This is a genomic window from Paenibacillus glucanolyticus (assembly GCF_037333485.1).
Classification (GTDB): domain Bacteria; phylum Bacillota; class Bacilli; order Paenibacillales; family Paenibacillaceae; genus Paenibacillus_AQ; species Paenibacillus_AQ glucanolyticus.
Genome location: NZ_CP147845.1, coordinates 5,202,776 through 5,220,452, shown reverse-complemented (window position 1 = coordinate 5,220,452; position 17,677 = coordinate 5,202,776). Strand labels below are relative to the sequence as shown.

16 protein-coding genes are annotated in these 17,677 nt (G+C 50.9%); 14 read left to right on the top strand and 2 right to left on the bottom strand.

The window, feature by feature from the left end:
* Window positions 1-71 precede the first annotated feature (71 nt).
* The 10 genes from WDY75_RS24540 to thiO all read left to right on the top strand — a co-directional run bounded on the left by WDY75_RS24540 (window position 72) and on the right by thiO (window position 10,293).
* Window positions 72-2,042 carry a tetratricopeptide repeat protein gene (locus WDY75_RS24540; protein WP_063478794.1) on the top strand — a complete coding sequence of 657 codons (1,971 nt, stop codon included), beginning with the start codon at window positions 72-74 and terminating at the stop codon, window positions 2,040-2,042.
* A gap of 152 nt (window positions 2,043-2,194) precedes the next feature.
* Window positions 2,195-2,950, top strand: a complete 756-nt coding sequence (locus WDY75_RS24535) for a methionine ABC transporter ATP-binding protein (RefSeq protein ID WP_063478795.1) — start codon at window positions 2,195-2,197, stop codon at window positions 2,948-2,950.
* Complete coding sequence (locus WDY75_RS24530; RefSeq protein ID WP_063478796.1) at window positions 2,950-3,657, top strand: methionine ABC transporter permease; 708 nt, start codon at window positions 2,950-2,952, stop codon at window positions 3,655-3,657. The genes WDY75_RS24535 and WDY75_RS24530 overlap by 1 nt, the downstream gene beginning before the upstream one ends.
* A gap of 72 nt (window positions 3,658-3,729) precedes the next feature.
* The gene (locus tag WDY75_RS24525) at window positions 3,730-4,566 is read left to right on the top strand and encodes a MetQ/NlpA family ABC transporter substrate-binding protein (RefSeq protein WP_063478797.1); all 837 of its coding nucleotides are present in this window, start codon (window positions 3,730-3,732) and stop codon (window positions 4,564-4,566) included.
* Window positions 4,567-5,005: 439 nt separating this feature from the next.
* Window positions 5,006-6,238, top strand: a complete 1,233-nt coding sequence (gene pepT / locus WDY75_RS24520) for a peptidase T (protein WP_063478798.1) — start codon at window positions 5,006-5,008, stop codon at window positions 6,236-6,238.
* 178 nt (window positions 6,239-6,416) lie between these two features.
* The gene (locus WDY75_RS24515) at window positions 6,417-7,427 is read left to right on the top strand and encodes a ThiF family adenylyltransferase (RefSeq protein WP_063478799.1); all 1,011 of its coding nucleotides are present in this window, start codon (window positions 6,417-6,419) and stop codon (window positions 7,425-7,427) included.
* Between the two features lie 79 nt (window positions 7,428-7,506).
* Window positions 7,507-8,145 carry a thiamine phosphate synthase gene (thiE, locus tag WDY75_RS24510; protein WP_036641205.1) on the top strand — a complete coding sequence of 213 codons (639 nt, stop codon included), beginning with the start codon at window positions 7,507-7,509 and terminating at the stop codon, window positions 8,143-8,145.
* A 4-nt stretch (window positions 8,146-8,149) separates the two neighbouring features.
* Window positions 8,150-8,350, top strand: coding sequence for a sulfur carrier protein ThiS (gene thiS / locus WDY75_RS24505; protein ID WP_036641207.1), 201 nt, complete (start codon window positions 8,150-8,152; stop codon window positions 8,348-8,350).
* 6 nt (window positions 8,351-8,356) lie between these two features.
* Window positions 8,357-9,136, top strand: a complete 780-nt coding sequence (locus WDY75_RS24500) for a thiazole synthase (RefSeq protein WP_036641258.1) — start codon at window positions 8,357-8,359, stop codon at window positions 9,134-9,136.
* A gap of 29 nt (window positions 9,137-9,165) precedes the next feature.
* Window positions 9,166-10,293 carry a glycine oxidase ThiO gene (gene thiO, locus WDY75_RS24495; RefSeq protein WP_063478800.1) on the top strand — a complete coding sequence of 376 codons (1,128 nt, stop codon included), beginning with the start codon at window positions 9,166-9,168 and terminating at the stop codon, window positions 10,291-10,293.
* A gap of 34 nt (window positions 10,294-10,327) precedes the next feature.
* On the opposite strand, the gene WDY75_RS24490 is transcribed toward thiO, so the two are convergent.
* Entirely contained in the window at window positions 10,328-11,227 is a 900-nt protein-coding gene (locus WDY75_RS24490) for a helix-turn-helix transcriptional regulator (RefSeq protein ID WP_006208632.1), read from the bottom strand.
* A 197-nt stretch (window positions 11,228-11,424) separates the two neighbouring features.
* Here WDY75_RS24490 and WDY75_RS24485 point away from each other — a divergent pair, with 197 nt between their 5' ends.
* From WDY75_RS24485 to WDY75_RS24475, 3 genes are all read left to right on the top strand, one after another.
* The gene (locus WDY75_RS24485; protein WP_006208633.1) at window positions 11,425-12,723 is read left to right on the top strand and encodes an alpha-glucosidase/alpha-galactosidase; all 1,299 of its coding nucleotides are present in this window, start codon (window positions 11,425-11,427) and stop codon (window positions 12,721-12,723) included.
* Window positions 12,724-13,012: 289 nt separating this feature from the next.
* Window positions 13,013-13,822: a class I SAM-dependent methyltransferase gene (locus tag WDY75_RS24480; protein WP_063478801.1), complete on the top strand. Its 810-nt coding sequence runs from the start codon at window positions 13,013-13,015 to the stop codon at window positions 13,820-13,822.
* 94 nt (window positions 13,823-13,916) lie between these two features.
* Window positions 13,917-14,261: a hypothetical protein gene (locus WDY75_RS24475; RefSeq protein ID WP_006208635.1), complete on the top strand. Its 345-nt coding sequence runs from the start codon at window positions 13,917-13,919 to the stop codon at window positions 14,259-14,261.
* 62 nt (window positions 14,262-14,323) lie between these two features.
* Here WDY75_RS24475 and WDY75_RS24470 read toward each other — a convergent pair whose 3' ends face one another.
* Window positions 14,324-15,631 carry a sensor histidine kinase gene (locus WDY75_RS24470; RefSeq protein WP_063479759.1) on the bottom strand — a complete coding sequence of 436 codons (1,308 nt, stop codon included), beginning with the start codon at window positions 15,629-15,631 and terminating at the stop codon, window positions 14,324-14,326.
* Window positions 15,632-15,821: 190 nt separating this feature from the next.
* Between WDY75_RS24470 and WDY75_RS24465 the strand changes: the two genes are divergently transcribed.
* Complete coding sequence (locus WDY75_RS24465; RefSeq protein WP_063478802.1) at window positions 15,822-17,639, top strand: ABC transporter substrate-binding protein; 1,818 nt, start codon at window positions 15,822-15,824, stop codon at window positions 17,637-17,639.
* Window positions 17,640-17,677: the final 38 nt, after the last annotated feature.

Here is a 17,677-nt window from a genome sequence, read left to right as displayed (position 1 = left end):
ATGAGAGGGAAACCCTCTGCTCTTATTCACACGACCCAGGAATAATAACTACATATAAAGGGTGAGCCACCATGAAATGGATGAAACGAATCTGGTTCCGCATGGGTAACCATTACAGGAAGAAGCGGGAGTTTGAACAAGCGCTTAAATATATGAGAAAAGGCGAGAGTGCCATCACAAGTTTTGATGACAAGCTCCATTATGCGGAGCTGCTGCATAACAGCGGTCACTCGGAGGAGGCTGTAACCTATCTGGGGCGTCTCATCGATTCGAGCGGGAGCCATCGTGCTTATGAGCGGCGTGCGCATATTTTACGTGAACTGAACCGGGAGACGGAAGCGATAGAGGATTTAGATGAAGCTATCCGGTTAAATGCCGACAATTATCTGAACTGGTATACCCGGGGAATTGCTCATAAAGACCTGAACCAATACGAAGAGGCGATCCGGGATTTGAAAGAAAGCATCAAGAGAGAGGACGACAGCACGGTCATCTCGACTTATTATGAGCTGGGAATGACCTATTACGAGAGCGGCAATCCGGCAGAGGCAGCGAACTGTTTCCGCCTGAGCATCCAGCAGCCGGACCGCGCCATCCCGATGTATTATTATATGCTGTCCGTATCCCTGGATCTGATGGATCATGTACAGGAAGCGGTTGGGGTTCTGCAAGAGGGGATTCAGTTGGCGGATCGGTATGAAGCGGAGGCAGATGGCGGATATGCCATGTTTGCCGGGAGCACCAACTACAGCTACGGCGCATTTCTGACGTTTCAGCGGCAGGTGCGGGAAGCCTATTCTTTTCGGAAGCCCATGGCGGACCTGTATGTGCAGCTGGGGGATCTGGGACAGGCCGAGTTCTATCTGTCGGAGGCCATTGAGCGGTATCCGGACTCATACGAGCTTTACTTGAAGAGGGCGGAAGTCTTCAACCGGTCAGGAAACAAGAACGCTGCCAAAGCGGATTTGGAGTGGGCCATCGAAGCGGAGCCGGACGATTACCGCGCGTATTTCGATTTGGCCCGGATCTATCGCGAGGATGCCCGGGAAGAGCTGGCATATGAGCTGATCTCGAAGCTGTATGGAAGGCAGCCGGATTCACCGCTGGCCTGCTACTGGATGGTTGACTGCTATTACCGGGTTGGTCGCAATGAAGAGGCATTGGCACTGAATGACAAACTGCTGGAGCTTGAGAATGATGATGCACCCAATTATGTGCAGCGGGCCGACATTTATATGGAAATGAATGATCTGCCGTCTGCGGAGCAGTCTTTGAAGGAGGCTGCCGCCCTTCAGGATGGATCCGAAATCCGCAACAAACTGAGTTATGTGCTATATCTTCAAGGCCGCAATGAGGAGGCGCTGCTTGAGCTGCAGGAAGCGGTGAAGCAGGAGGAGGCTTTCTCCGAGCATCCGACCTACCTTGCCGCCAGCGGTCATATCTATAAAGAGATGGGCATGTGGGACCTGGCCATTGACGCCTATTCCCAGGCGATTCAAGCCCAGCCGTCGAATTCGAGATTTTACGAGTTTCGTGCCGTTTGTTTTGTGGAAACCGGCCAGCTGGAGCGGGGGCTGACCGATTGCGCACAAGGACTCAGCCTGAACCCGGAGCAGGGAAGTTTATACAGCTTGCGAAGCGGAATCTATTATACGATGGCGGACTATGCCCGCGCGAAGGAAGATACGCTGAATGTGCTGGAATTGTCGCCGGGCCATCCGGGGGCCTATTTCAGATTGGGACAGATCTATTACAAGGATCAGGACGAGGATGCGGCACTGGCTGCTTTTGACGAGGTGCTGAAGATGGTGCCAGAGCATGCCGACAGCTATCTGTACAAAGCCCATATCTATTACGGTCAGTTCGAGCATGAGGATGCGATACAGTCCATTGTCAACTGGAGTTTGCATCTGCACAAGGAGATGTCACCGGCGGATAAAATTCAGGCCATTGAAGGCTTGGAAGGCTTCGAGGAAGGCGTGCTGGAGAAGGCGGTTGAACGCTTGACGGGGATGTACGGACATCAGCTGTATTTATCCTGAGCCGTTTTGGTAAACATTCCAATGTGACTGTCAATAAGTCGTGTCACATTTTGTCTAAAATTGTGGTATGATTCTATTGTTGTTGCAGCATATTTTGCTCGCAGGCTGTATAGCCACGCGGGCTTTCTTCATGTGGCAAGGAGGGGATTAGATTGATCTCGCTGCAAGAGGTTAGTAAAAGCTTTGGCAATGGCAGTGACCGTTATCAGGCGATCGACGCTGTCTCTCTCGATATTGCCGTGGGCAGCATACACGGGATCATCGGCGCGAGCGGAGCCGGGAAATCGACGCTGCTGCGCATCATGAACGTACTGGAGAGACCGGACTCGGGCCGAGTCGTGGTGAATGGTCAGGAGCTGACTTCCCTTGGCGGCAGGCAGCTGCGGGAAGCAAGAAGATCGATCGGCATGATCTTCCAGCTGTTCCAGCTGGTCAGCAACCGTACGGCTTACGGGAATGTATCCATCCCGCTTGAACTGGCGAAGGTACCGAAGGCAGATCGGATGAAGCGCGTGCAGGAGGTTCTGCGTTTTGTCGGACTTGAGGATAAAGCAAAGTTATATCCGGCTCGGCTTAGCGGTGGGCAGAAGCAGCGGGTAGCAATTGCCAGGGCTTTAGCCAATTCGCCTTCCGTATTGTTATGCGATGAGCCGACTTCTTCACTGGATCCGCAGACGACGGCGGGCATACTGGATGTGTTGAGACATATTAACCGAACGCTTGGGGTCACGATTGTGATTGTTTCTCACGAGATGGAGGTTGTCAACGGTATTTGTGATGCGGTGTCGGTTATGGAGGACGGCCGTTTGATAAGAACCTATCAGAATAACGCGGGTAGAGCGGAGGCTCCTGAACAAGAGAGAGGGCAAGGGTACCGGAGTCGCCGTGGAAGCGAGGAATCGGATTGATGGACTACGTAAATAGCGTGATTCAATACTTGAACGATTACTTCGCCTATGTCATGCAGTACCAGGACGAAATATGGCAGGCTATTGGTCAGACGTTCGTGATGGTTGGCATTTCAATCGCTGCGGCGATATTACTGGGTCTTCCGGTAGGAACACTATTGTTTCTGTGCAGAAAAGGCCAGTTGTACGCGAATCGATGGTTGTTCACCTTATTGAACAGTCTGGTTAATGTCATCCGCTCGTTCCCGTTCTTGCTGCTGGTTGTCAGCATGATTCCACTGACCCGCCTGATTGTGGGCACATCGCTTGGGACGCTGGCAGCCGCTGTGCCGTTGTCTGTCATAGCCGTCGCTACGTATTCAAGATTAGTTGAGCAGTCTCTGCTCGAGGTGCCGAAGGAAGTGCTGGAGGCCGCCTCGTCGATGGGCGCTTCCAAGCTGCAGATGATTTTCAAGTTCCTCTACGTTGAGGCAAGGTCCGGACTCGTGCTTGGATTGACAACATCAACGATCAGCTTCATCTCGTATTCTACGGTTATGGGCATCGTTGGCGGCGGCGGTGTCGGGGATTTTGCCATTCGTTACGGATACCAGCGGTTTGAGACCGAACTCATGGTGTTCACGATCATCATCATGATCATTCTCGTACAGTCGATCCAGTTTAGCGGGAGCTTGGCTTCAAGACTCCTCGACAAGAGAAGAAGCTAAGTTTTACGACCCTTTTTTGTTAGTAACACTTGTACCAGACCAACCTACAATTTTACCTGGGGGTAACCAACTATGAATAAGAGATTACTACTGCTCGTACTGACGATCGTGCTTGTGCTTGCCGGCTGCGGAGAGAAGGCAGCCAAGGAGGAAGCTCCTGAAAATGCAGCCCCTGAGACCAAAGAAGAAGTTACATTAAAAGTGGCTGCGCTCATCCCGCCGATGACTGAGGTGCTTGATCTCGTCAAGCCTATGCTGAAGGAAGAGGGCATTCATCTTGAAGTTCTGGTTCTGTCTGATAATGTCCAGCCTAACAATGCATTGGCGAATAACGAGGTGGATGCGAACTTCTTCCAGCATGTGCCGTACATGGAAGAATACAATGCAAACAACGGCTCGGAGCTTGTACCGGTAACACCGATCTATAATGCCGTTTTTGGGGCGTATTCCAAGAAGTATAAGACCATTGAGGAGCTTCCGGACGGTGCAACGATTGCGATCCCGAACGATCCTTCCAACATCGGCCGTTCCCTGGTCATGTTCGAGAAGAATGGTCTGATCAAGCTGAAGGAAGGCGTCGGAATCCAGGCCACGCAAGGGGATATTGTGGAGAACCCGCACAACTACAAATTTACCGAGGTCGACCTGCTCATGCTGGCCCGTACCCTGGACGATGTCGATATGGTGGCGATGACACCGGCATATGCCAAACCGCTGGGACTCACGCCGAAGAAAGATGCCCTGGTCACAGAAGGCAATGACTCCGAGTTCACCATTACACTGGTAGCTCGCAAGGATAATGTAGACTCCGAGCCGATCCAGAAGCTGGCTGAAGCCATGACCAGTCCGGAAGTGAAGAAGTTCTTCGAGGACAACTATTCCGAGATTGCACTGCCTGCATTTGAATAATGATGGGCTTACGCTTCATATTGGGCCTTCGAACAGTTAACGGCCTCATCACATGGAATGGGTCATTTTCATCATGAGGGTTGCTCAATTGACAGATGTCACCTAATCAATAGGCTTGTTAGCTTTAAGAAATGGCGGTGCTCAGGATGCTTATCCGTGCACCGCCGTTTCTTTGTGTTTGGATCCTGTGGAAGAGGACGAAACGATTCCGGACTCGAATCGTCTCTCAAGAGAAACAAGGGCATCGCAGGGCGCTATGATTCTTTCTGCTGCGATCTTTGTCATGAATTGACCCAGAACATGACAACTGGATATAATTGAAGAGGTAATTTTCGACCTTTAGATAGTCTGTATTCAAGCTGGGAAGGTACTTCAAGGCTAGGCATTACATATCGCAGCATGTGTTGGTGATCAATAACTCGTATTGGAGCTGAGAATGATGAAGAAGGAAGTTATCGACAGACTCATTACCTATGCACAAGTGGATACGCAATCAGACGAGAACAGCAATACTTGTCCTTCGACACCCGGACAGCTAACGCTTGCCGGCTTGCTCGTGGACGAACTGAAAGAGATTGGCATGCAGGAAGTCACCACGGATGAGAACGGCTATGTCATGGCCACGCTTCCGGCTAACTCGGATAAAGCGATCCCGACCATTGGCTTTTTGGCACATATCGATACGGCGACTGATTTTACGGGTACCGGTGTCAAGCCGCAGATTATAGAACAATATGATGGACATGACATCATTCTGAATAGAGCACAGAATATAGTCCTTTCCCCGCGGGATTTTCCGGAGTTGAGCGGATACAAAGGCCACACACTCGTAACAACGGATGGCACGACCTTGCTTGGGGCTGACGATAAAGCGGGCATTGCAGAGATTATGACAGCCATGGCGTACCTCATTCAACACCCTGAGCTTAAGCATGGAACAATCCGGGTTGCCTTCACGCCGGATGAAGAGATCGGCAGAGGACCTCATAAGTTCGACGTGGAGGCGTTCGGTGCAAAATACGCTTACACCATGGATGGCGGACCGCTCGGGGAGCTTCAATATGAAAGCTTTAACGCAGCAGCAGCGCTTGTTACTTGCAAAGGCAAGAACGTTCATCCCGGTACAGCCAAAGGCAAAATGGTCAACGCCGCAAAAATCGCCATGGAGCTGAACCGCATGCTGCCTGTCGAAGAAGCGCCTGAACATACCGAAGGTTATGAAGGCTTCTACCATCTCTCTTCCATAGAAGGCGACGTGGAGCTGACCGAGCTTCGTTATATTATCCGTGATCATGACCGGGAGCTTTTTGAAGGAAGAAAGGCCAAACTCGCCTCTGTCGTGGAAGAGCTTCAGCACAAATATGGTGCCGAACGGATCGTACTGCAGATGAAAGACCAGTATTACAATATGCGAGAGAAAATCGAGCCGGTCAAAGAGGTGGTGGATATCGCTCAGACAGCGATGGAGAAGCTTGGGATCAAGCCGATCATCGAGCCTGTGCGCGGTGGTACCGACGGATCACAATTGTCTTACATGGGCCTGCCTACACCGAATATTTTCACTGGCGGGGAGAACTACCACGGCCGCTATGAATATGTATCGGCCGACAATATGGTATTGGCGGTCCAGACGATTATTGAGATTGTGCAGCTGTACGAGGCTCAGGCTTAAGGTGAAACCGGGGGAGTTTATCCTCTTCGATTACTAGATTTGTTTAGGTTTAGCGACTTAATATATGGCGAGAGATTGGATTCTCAATCTCTCGCCATATACTGCGGATAACAAGCATCAATCAAAACTCAAACATGAGCAATGCAATTGAGCAGGTCCATAGAGGAGGTGAGGCACGATGCAGGAACGTTACTCCAGGCAAATGCTGTTTCAGCCGATAGGAGAAATCGGGCAGCGGAAAATCATGAACAGCTCCGTACTAATTGTCGGGATGGGAGCATTGGGCACGGTGCTTGCCAATCATATGGTGCGCGCTGGTGTTGGGCGGGTCAGAATCGTTGACCGTGATTTTGTGGAAATAAGCAATTTGCAGCGGCAGCTGCTGTATGACGAGGAGGATGCAAGCAACGCCTATCCCAAAGTGGTGGCAGCCGAGAAAAAGCTGCGCAAAGTCAACTCCTCCATTGTGATCGAGGCGGTTGTGTCCGACGTTACGGGGGCCAATATCGAGGAACTGATCAATGGAATGGATCTTGTACTGGACGGTACGGACAATTTTCGGACCCGTTATTTGCTGAATGACGCCTGTTTTCGAAGCGGAATTCCCTTCATATATGGAGGTGCTGTGGGCTCTCGGGGGATGAGCGCGGTGTTTGTGCCCGGCGTCACCCCCTGCCTTCGCTGTTTTATCCAATCTGCAGATACGGCCGGAGAGACCTGTGATATGATCGGCGTTATCGCACCGGTTGTCGATATAGCGGCTTCCTATGAGGCTGTTGAGGCCCTCAAGCTGTTAGCAGATGACGGCACGAGCCGCAGAAACGGTCTGGTGACGTTCGACTTGTGGCAGAACCGCTACTATGAGATGAAGTTCGGCGAGCCTGATCGAAATTGCCCCTGCTGCCAGCTTAAGGTGTATCCGGCGCTTCAAGGGCATGAGGAAGATATACTCACGATGTGCGGAAGAGATTCCGTGCAATTTGCCGGGAGCGGCCCGCTTGATCTGGATGTATGGCAAGGCAGACTGGAGGGAGCTTCACTGGAAGTGAAGGCTAATCCATATTTACTGCGTACGGTGCTGCCCGGCGGGGAGCGGCTTGTCTTATTCGCTGACGGACGTGTGTTGGTGCAGGGCTTGGATGATTTCGCCAGGGCCAGAACGCTCTATGACCGGTATGTTGGAGCATGAAATGAATGAGTATCCTGAATCAATAAAGGATCCGACATTTTTCGTCCAAGTTGATATTGTATAGGAAGGAGGGGAAGCTTTGAAAGATTTTCGACTGTATGCCATTACCGGAGAACAGTTTCATCCCGGCCGGGATATGCTGGACGTGATGGAGCAAGCCATTCTCGGCGGTGTGGATATCATTCAGCTTCGCGACAAAAAAAGCCCGAAAGCGGAAGTGCTTGCCAAAGCCAAAGCGCTTCGCAAGCTGACTTCTCGGTATGATGTCACCTTTATCGTCAATGATTACGTGGATATTGCACTGGAAGCGGATGCCGACGGAATTCATCTGGGGCAGGGGGATATGCCGCTCACGGAAGCTCGAAGGCTAGTCGGTTCCAAAATCATCGGTATTTCTACACATGCGATAGAGGAAGCGCTGCTGGCAGAGTCGCAGGGCGCAGATTACATTGGGGTCGGTCCGGTGTACCGCACGGCCACCAAGGAGGATGTGGTGGATCCGGTTACGGAAGCGTATGTGAGAGAAGTGGCGCATGCGATCCAAATTCCTTTTGTGGCGATTGGGGGCATTAAGCTGCACAATGTGGATCAAGTACTGATGGCAGGCGCGACGCGCATTTGCGCGGTGAGTGAAATTGTGGGCAGCAGCAACGTAAAGGGTACCTGCGAGGCGTTCATTTCCAAGCTGGAGGCTAATAGCGCGAAGAGGAGGGAGTAAGGCGATGCTGCTTAGGATCAATGGCGAGGAGCATGAGCTTCGCGATGTAAGAACCATTCTGGACGTTATTGAGTTTTTTGGTTTATTGGGCAAACCGGTTGTTGCCGAAGCTGATGGTAAGGTACTGACGGCCGAGCAGTGGCCGGATACCCCGGTAACCGCGAATATGTCGATTGAGCTTGTTCATTTCGTTGGAGGAGGTTGAGGCATGATGAAGCCGGATTTACTGCGTATTGGCGATTATGAGCTGCGATCCCGATTCTTGATTGGTACGGGGCTGTTTCCGAATCCTTATGTGCAGATGGAGGCTATCAAGGCTTCGGAAGCCGAAGTGCTGACGTTTGCGATTCGGCGAATCAATCTGGAGTCTTCGGCGGACGATTCCATTCTGCAGCATGTAGAAGAGGGCAAACATATATTTTTGCCTAATACCTCCGGGGCAAGCACGGCCGACGAAGCCGTTCGAATTGCGCGTTTGGCACGCGCATCCGGTCTGAGCGACTGGATCAAGGTAGAAATCAGCGCCAATGAACGTACACTCATGCCGGACCCGATCGAAACGCTCAAAGCAACGGAAATTTTGGTCAAAGAAGGTTTCACCGTCCTTCCCTACACTTCGGATGACCCGGTGATATGCAAGCGGCTTGAGGAAGCAGGAGCGGCTGCGGTCATGCCCGGCGCTGCTCCGATCGGTACCGGTCTTGGCATCCTGAACGCCTATAACCTGGGGCTTATCGTTGAAGAGGCCCATGTGCCGATCATCGTTGATGCCGGCCTCGGTTCAGCAAGTGATGTGGCCCAAGCGATGGAGCTGGGTGTCAGCGGCGTGTTAATGAATACACCTGTGGCAAAAGCGAGGGATCCCGTTATGATGGCAACAGCAATGAAGCTGGCTATTCAAGCGGGAAGACAATCTTACCTGGCTGGCAGAATCGCCAGGAAGCAGTATGCTTCAGCGAGCAGCGGCTTTGACGAATTCATACTAAAGTAAAGGTTGATTCAAACAGAACTGAGGTAGAGATGAGTCAGAACATTATCATTATAGGCGGCGGAATCATTGGTTTATCCTGCGCATACGAGCTTCGAATGAGGGGCTTTAATGTTACCGTTTTGGAGGCGAGGCGCTGCGGCGGACAAGCCTCGGGAGCGGCGGCAGGCATGCTTGCCCCCTTCTCGGAAAATACAGAAGGCCCCGACGCATTTTTTAGATTATGCCAGTTTAGTTTGCTGTTATATCCGGAGTGGCAAGAGCAGATCAGATCCATATCCGGCGTGCATTTCGAATATGCGAATACGGGCAGCTTGCACATTGCCTATCATGCCGCAGACCTGCTGTCCCTTGAAGGGCGCCGGTTATGGCAGCGCCAATATGGATCATCCGGCGAGATCGTAAGCGGAGCCGAGCTGTTCCGGATGGAGCCGGCATTGTCGCGTGACGTGCTTGCCGCATTATATACGCCGGAGGAAAGCCACATATACGCTCCCGATTTCATCAGAGCATTGGAGCAGGCCTGCCGGATATCGGGAGTGCTCATTAAGGAAGAACTCGGAAGCGTGCGACTTGTGGAGTGGGACCGCCATATCGCCGTGTCGGCGGCGGACAGCACTGTCTTTTACGGAGATCGGCTGGTCGCAAGCACGGGTGCCTGGGCGCAGGAGCTGTCGGAGCAGTTGGGCCTCCCGATTCCGGTTTATCCCATTCGGGGGCAGATTTGCGCCTACAGAACGGAAACGCAGCCGCCTGTAAAGCATATGGTCTTTTTTAACCAAGGTTATTTGGTTGCCAAGGCGAATGGCACGATGGTGTGTGGTGCCTCCGAAGATGTTGCCGGATACGATACATCGGTCACGGAAAGGGGAATCGAACGGCTCCGAAACTGGAACAACAAGGTGTTTCCGTTTCTGGAAGGCCAACTCCCGTTTCACAGCTGGGCGGGGCTTCGGCCTGCCACCCAGGATGGTTATCCGCTCATAGGCCCCGTGGAAGGTGCAGAGCGGGTATTAATGGCCGCGGGGCATTACCGCAACGGAATTCTGCTTAGTCCGGTGACGGCCAAGCTTATTGCGGATTTCATCGAGAATCGTTGCGTGCCGTCCGAGGTGCGCGAGATGTTTTCCCCATCCCGATTCGCAAATGCATGGATTTAGATGATGTTCAATCACCAGGGATTACATCGGATGTTTACGGATTCTGATGTTGACTCGTTCGCTCCCCCTTTTCCAGACTGAATTTATACTCGCTCGGGGTCATGCCTGTCCATCTGCGGAACTGCTTGGAGAAATAGAGCGCATCATTGAAACCGACAGAAGAGGCAATCTCGTGAATGGAGAAGGAGGATTTCATCAGGGATTTGGCTTTCTCCATGCGTACCTTCATGAGGTATTGCATGGGGGACAGGCCGGTCTGCTGCTTAAATATTTTGGAGAGATGAGCCCGATGATACCCAAGCGTCTTGGCCATCTGATCAATGGATAGCTGCTGGTGATATTGGGTTGAAATCCATCGCTCGGTCTGCCTTACACCCCGTTCAATATCAGGCACGTCACGGGAGTTCGAAGGAAGGTGCTCGCGATTTAACATCGCCAGCTTATGGAGCAGCAGTCTGAGCCAGCCAGATGCCTGGAGATCTTCAAGCCAGGGCTGGTCTGATTGGTTAAAGCCCAGACGGATATGGCGGTACATGGATGCCAGAGCGTCCAGTTCGGCCTCGTCCGTGCAAGGGATGATCGGTTTAGCCGGGGTGATACCCATGTCGGCCAGCAGCATGTGGGTTCCTTTTTCCTGCAAAGCGACCCAGTTGTAGTGCCACGGATTCCGCTCATGGGCTTCATAGCTGAAGAGAACGCCTGGGAGGATCACGAAGGTATCGCCTGCTGTGCAGTGATGAACCGTCCCGGCGCATTCAAACACGCCTTCTCCGGTTAAGACCGTATGAATGAGGCAGTAATCATGAATGATGGGACCGATTTTATGACGTGGAACGGGCGTTCCTTCACCGCTGAACAGGAGGTTGAGATCGTGGCCACCCGGTGAAGGATTCATGCCTATCGTGTAGAGCGTATGGTCTGGCAGAATGGACATACAGCTGTCGCCTCCTTATAACGTGCACCGTAATTAATTTGTTGAAGCAGGATAATCTGTTAGGGCTAGCTTACATAATGAAACAACAAATGTCCATATCTCCCTTGTTTTGCTCCATGTTCAAAAAAGACTGATTATCTTATAGTTAGTCTTGTGAAAGCGTATCTATTTATGGAGTTTAAGGAGGGCATTTATTTATGTCTAAGATTACATTTATCGGAGCAGGTAGTACGGTGTTTGCCAAGAACGTGCTGGGTGATTGTATGCAAACACCGGCATTGCAGGGATTCGAACTCGCTTTGTTTGACATTGATCCGGTCCGTTTGAAAGACTCTGAGAACATGCTCAACAACATAAAGAAAACCAGCGGCAGCACCTGTGTCGTCAAATCATACAGTGACCGCAAGGAAGCTCTGCGCGGGGCTAAATATGTGGTAAACGCGATCCAGGTTGGAGGGTACGATCCCTGTACGATTACGGATTTCGAGATTCCGAAAAAGTACGGTCTGAGACAAACCATCGCGGATACGGTGGGCATTGGCGGAATATTCCGCAATCTTCGTACCATTCCGGTGATGCTGGATTTTGCAGCCGATATCCGGGAGGTCTGTCCGGACGCGCTCTTCCTGAACTACACGAATCCGATGGCGGTGCTGACCAATGCGATGAATACGCTGGGCGGCGTGCAAACGGTAGGTCTATGCCACAGCGTGCAGGCCTGCATTCCGGACCTGTTCAGAAATCTGGGCATGGAAACGGAAGGTGTACAGGCCAAAATCGCCGGTATCAACCATATGGCATGGCTGCTTGAGGTAACGAAGGATGGCGTGGACCTGTATCCTGAAATTAAAAGACGCGCAGCCGAGAAGCAGAAAGAGAAACATCATGATATGGTTCGTCTGGAAATGATGCTGAACTTCGGTTATTACATTACGGAATCCTCTGAGCATAACGCGGAGTACCATCCTTACTTCATCAAGCGCAATTATCCGGAGCTGATCGAGCGATTCAACATTCCGCTGGATGAATATCCGCGGCGCTGCGTGAATCAGATTGAGGGCTGGAAGGCGATGCGCGAGGATCTGGTAAGCAACCAGGACCTAACGCATCACCGTTCCCATGAATATGCATCCTATATTCTCGAAGCCATTGAAACGAATGTTCCGTTCAAAATCGGAGGTAACGTGATGAACACGGGACTGATCACGAATCTTCCGAAGGAAGCTTGCGTAGAGGTTCCTTGTCTGGTCGATGCCAGCGGTGTAACACCAACCTACGTGGGAGATCTGCCTCCGCAGTGTGCGGCACTGAACCGGACGAATATCAATACCCAACTGCTGACATTGGAAGCGGCGGCAACAGGCAAGAAGGAGCATATTTACCATGCAGCGATGCTGGATCCGCATACGGCTGCCGAGTTGTCCATTGATGACATCAAGAGCCTGTGCGACGATCTCATTGAAGCACACGGAGACTGGCTCCCGAAATTCCAATAACATGAGATGCAGCAATCGTAACTCAAGCAGCGGGGAGGGTTTCCCGCTGCTTGGGTTTTTTTGACACTATAGGTGAGCTAGAGGAGCAAGCAGGAGTAGGAGGGTGTTGTGTGCAAGCAATGCAGATATAAAAAGGTTTAGTAATTTTGGGCAATATGCGTTAAGGCGGTGATATAATAAATTTGAAGAGTCGATACCCCGAGCTTTATCGACATTTACATGAGATCTAAGATCAATCTTCAAGGGGGGAGCTATAATTCATAACCCAATCGATTATATTATTGAATGCATGGCTGTGGATCAGGCCGGAGTCGAAATCCAGCGGATCCAAACAGAGCATCGTCTGAAGCTTGCCGAGTTTTGGGGAATCCGGGAAGGAGACCGCATTCTGGAGATTGGATGCGGGCAAGGGGATACAACCGCGGTGCTTGCTTATTTTGCGGGCGAATCCGGTTTTGTGCATGGTGTGGACACAGCACCTCCCCATTATGGAGCCCCGGTGACGCTGGGCGCCGCCTCCGAACGGTTAACGCAATCGCCGCTGGGCTCACGGATACAGATTGATTTGGAAACGGACATTCTGTCGCCGCTTCTTGACTACGAAGAGAATTCCTTCGATATCGTTGTGCTGTCTCATTGTTCATGGTATTTCGAATCGGCAGAGCAGTTGGAGGCCGTATTGCAAAAAGCCAGAGCGTGGGGACGCAGGCTCTGCTTTGCGGAATGGGATCCCAGAATCACGCATCCAGAGCAATATCCGCATTTGCTGGCGGTTCTGGTCCAAGCCCAATATGAAGTGTTTAAGAAGAACAGCAGCTCCAATGTTCGAACACTGTTTACGCCAGGGCAGATAAAGGGGATTGCCGAGCAGTCCGGCTGGAGCGTGCGCCAGGAGAAAACCTTCTATTCACCTCAGCTCCAGGATGGGCTCTGGGAAGTGGATATGACCCTGCAATCCTACCAGTCCGAACTGAGCGACATAGAGAAGGCTCCGTCCAAGCTGGTTACCCTGATTCAATCCGAAATCTATCTGCTCCAGGAAGCGAAGCTGACACATGGCATTAAGCCGCTGTCCACGTATGCCCTCTGCGCAGAATAAGCTGCGGTTACCTTCTTGCATAATCTAGCGGAAATCGAGTGCAGTGCTTCCTAGGCTTCCTCTAATAAAGGTTCATTATAAGGGAGGTTGGAACGTGAAGCTGAGGCTATTATTCACTCTGATCGTGCTGCTCCTTTCTGTTGGATGTGCCCGGGATGTATCGGTTTTTGAGTCTGCGATTTATTCAGTGGGAGACGACAAGATTACCGTTGACTGCTCTGACGAAGTAAACCGAAACAGGAAGAATCACACGGATGAGGGTTATCCCTGTGAAGTCCGTGTCACAGAAGATACTTCATTGAAGGACAGCCAGGGAGAGACCATCCAGCTGGATAGTCTAAAGACGAACGACCTTATTCGGATTACACTAAAAAAGCCGTTGAATATTAGCAAAAACAATAGAAGTTTTGAGGCAAAAGAAATTCGCTTGCTAGAGTAGTAAAAAGAGAGAGGCTCCGGTTCAGGAGCCTCTCTCTTTGCCCTTATAGCGGCTTCGCGAGCTCATGGATCTGTGGCAGCAAGCGGGAGGGTGATGAGGAACACGGTTCCGGATCTTGGCGAGCTTCGTACTGAAACACTGCCATCCATAGCGCGGATGGCCTGGTATGAGAAGGTGAGCCCAAGGCCGGTGCCGCTCATTTTGGTGGAATAATAAATAGAACCGAGACGGCTCAATTGCTCAGGATTCATGCCGATCCCGTTGTCCTGAATTTCGATGGCGACCTGCTCTGCTTCTTCATAGATTCGGATGTTGACGCAGCCTTTATCGACATCTCTGCTGGCCTCAATTGCATTCTTGATAAAGTTGACCAACAGCTGCTTGAGCTCGGCGGGACTGCCTGAAATGTAGACGGGGAGCTCAGGGTAGTCGGCGCTGAGTGTGATATTACTCATATTGGCATACGAGGTCATCAGTTCGACAACGGATCTGATCTGAGCGGTGAGCTCAAGTTTTTGCTGAAATGGAACGAGAGGTTTGCTGATCGACAGATATTCAGACAAGATTTGCTCGGTGCGCCTTATTTCTTCCATGCTGATCTCGAGAAAGCGGTCCGTTTTTTCCTGAGGAAACGTACCACTCTTGATTAATTGCAGGAACCCGAGCACGGTAGTCAGCGGATTGCGAACCTCATGGGCAAGGGATGCGGCCACATGGTTCACGGCCTCGGCTTTCTCATTCTGGATATATTGCAGGTATAGTTCCTTGTCGGATACCGATTTGTTAAACAGGGTAACGAGCAGCCATATGCCCAGAGAATTATGGACAGGCATAACCAGGACGTTAAATATAAAATGACTCAGGATATAATCAGGTTTTGTTATATAGAGCACCAGGAGCGGGATAAGTGAAAAGCTGATGCCGGCAATAAAAACAATCCAAAACTTATGTTTGCTTTTATGGTAGAGGGTGGCCAGCAGAACGGATAGCGGGAAGGTAATGATCAATATAATGATGGCGTCGATCATGCCGGAACCGCCAATATGCAGCCGATAGATCAGAAATTCGATTAGCAGGATAGCCCCGGTCATGAAACCTCCGAATAATATGCCAAAGAACATAATGACATATCGGACGTCAAAGATCAGCCCGCTTTGAACAGACGAAGCAAAGGTCATCGACAGCAGCATGCACAACGAACAGATGAGGATGATGAAATTGCGGGAATAGTTGACTGTCAGTTTTCTGTAATAGATGTTGTACGCGACAAAAGGCATCAACGCAAACAATAGCTGCAATAAAACGTCTTTAATCACAGGCAGCAGGCCCACCCCTTTGTTGGAAATCGAATCGTCCGCTAGATTATCCATTTCCATTCATGTTCGACGCAAATTGGAAAAATCCTTGAGGATTGAAACGAAAACAACAAATTTAATAGTACTCAGATTGAAATGAGGAACATATAAATCCATCAAGAAAGCGCTTGCATACAACCATGCCTTAATCGACACACTCAGCATTAAAGAGACGAACACATTTTCATGAATGGAGGGTTCACAAGTGAAGCTGAAAACAGTTTTGAGACCCATGTTCATTCTTTTGCTGGTCGCGTCTTTTTTTGCTGCCGGATGCCAGAGCGTAACGCCACCGACAGCATCAGATCCGCCGCCTAAGGAAGAAGTAAAGGCCCCCGGAGGCAGTGAAGAGCCAGCACCGCAGGGTGATGCAAAAGCAACGCCAAGAAACGAAACGCTGTACGTGAACGGTTTGCAATGGGGGGCGCCAACGAATTTCAACCTGCTCAGCGGAAACCCGGCATTTCCAATCAACTATGGGAATTCCAGGGAATTAATCTATGAGACATTGTTCATGGTCAATCAGCTGACAGGCGAGCTGGAGCCGCTGCTTGGCACCAAGTACGAATGGACCGACGACCTGACGCTGAAGCTCGATCTGAATAAGGATGCCAAATGGAGCGACGGCAAACCCTTCAGTTCAGATGATGTCGTCTACACCTACCAGCTTGGCAAAAAGTACGACATCAACTGGAGCAGCTTCTGGTCCTACATTGAGGACGTAACAGCGGACGGACCTCAAACGGTCAACATCAAGCTGAATAAAGACAATCCGAACAAACTGACGGTACTCGACAGTATTGAGGTTATGCCCATGCTGCCTAAACACATCTGGGAAGAGATTGAGAAGAAAGCCAATAATGATCTGGCTGCTATCCGCAAGGAAGTAAATGAGGATCCGGTCGGAACAGGGCCTTATAAAATGTACTTTTACAATGATCAGAAGATCACGATAGTACGGGACGATAACTACTGGGGTCAAGCGCTTTTTGGCAAGCTGCCGGCCCCCAAATATATCTCACATGTCATTTATAAAGATAATGCAGCGGGCGATCTGGCGTTCAAGAGCGGTCAGGTCGATGTATCACAGCAGTTCATTCCGCAGGTATGGAAAATGTGGGAAGGCGGAGCCCCTGTTAAAACCTATATCAAGGACGCTCCATATTACGTGCCTGGCTCCATGCCATCCATTTTCTTCAACATGTCGAAGGAAGGACTCAACAATGCGGATGTCAGAAGAGCCATTGCGATGGCGATTGATTACAGTAAAATCTCGGAGCTTGCCATCAGCGGCTACTCGGCACCGATGGAACCTTCATTGACACTCAATACCGATGCGGAAGCGAAGTACGTGGATCAAGCAGCCATTAAACCGCTGCAGTGGACAACGGATGTGGATGCAGCTAATGCACTGCTCGATTCCATCGGCGCTGCGAAGGGCAAGGACGGTATCCGGGTGCTGAACGGAACACGTCTGGGTCCTTATGAAATCGAATGCCCGTACGGCTGGTCCGATTGGAATGCGTCGCTTGAGATCGTTGCACAGAACGACAAGGCCATCGGCATCGAAATTCGAACCAAATTCCCAGAGGCACCGGTGTGGACCAATGATTTACAGACAGGCAAATTCGATATTATCATGAACACGCCTGCCGGCGGAGTCAGCCCGAGCCAGCCATGGAACCGTGCCATGACCATCATGTATTCCAAGGGCGTTGCCCCTATGGGCGAGATGGCGTTCTACAACTGGGGCCGCTATAAGAACGATCAAGCAGATGCCATCATTGAGAAGATTCCAACGATTTCCGATGAAACTGAATTGAAAGCGCTCTACACCGAGCTGACTCAAATCTGGCTGAAGGATATTCCTTCAATCCCCCTCATGTATCGTCCGTGGGTGTTTGATACGGTCAACGAGTCGGTCTGGAAGGGCTTCCCTACCGAAGGGGACGGCAGCAACATCCCGCCTCAAATCTCAATGGATGGAGCCGGCATCAGGTCACTGTACCAAATCCATAATTGATTTTATAAATTAATGATCAAAGACCTATATTAGCGGAT

Bases quoted from the DNA above. Each gene is read 5' to 3' on its own strand.
- WDY75_RS24540 (WP_063478794.1), top strand. From the start codon at position 72: ATGAAATGGATGAAACGAATCTGGTTCCGCATGGGTAACCATTACAGG.
- WDY75_RS24530 (WP_063478796.1), top strand. From the start codon at position 2,950: ATGGACTACGTAAATAGCGTGATTCAATACTTGAACGATTACTTCGCC.
- WDY75_RS24525 (WP_063478797.1), top strand. From the start codon at position 3,730: ATGAATAAGAGATTACTACTGCTCGTACTGACGATCGTGCTTGTGCTT.
- pepT (WP_063478798.1), top strand. From the start codon at position 5,006: ATGAAGAAGGAAGTTATCGACAGACTCATTACCTATGCACAAGTGGAT.
- WDY75_RS24515 (WP_063478799.1), top strand. From the start codon at position 6,417: ATGCAGGAACGTTACTCCAGGCAAATGCTGTTTCAGCCGATAGGAGAA.
- thiS (WP_036641207.1), top strand. From the start codon at position 8,150: ATGCTGCTTAGGATCAATGGCGAGGAGCATGAGCTTCGCGATGTAAGA.
- WDY75_RS24500 (WP_036641258.1), top strand. From the start codon at position 8,357: ATGAAGCCGGATTTACTGCGTATTGGCGATTATGAGCTGCGATCCCGA.
- thiO (WP_063478800.1), top strand. From the start codon at position 9,166: ATGAGTCAGAACATTATCATTATAGGCGGCGGAATCATTGGTTTATCC.
- WDY75_RS24490 (WP_006208632.1), bottom strand. From the start codon at position 11,227: ATGTCCATTCTGCCAGACCATACGCTCTACACGATAGGCATGAATCCT.
- WDY75_RS24485 (WP_006208633.1), top strand. From the start codon at position 11,425: ATGTCTAAGATTACATTTATCGGAGCAGGTAGTACGGTGTTTGCCAAG.
- WDY75_RS24480 (WP_063478801.1), top strand. From the start codon at position 13,013: ATGGCTGTGGATCAGGCCGGAGTCGAAATCCAGCGGATCCAAACAGAG.
- WDY75_RS24470 (WP_063479759.1), bottom strand. From the start codon at position 15,631: ATGGATAATCTAGCGGACGATTCGATTTCCAACAAAGGGGTGGGCCTG.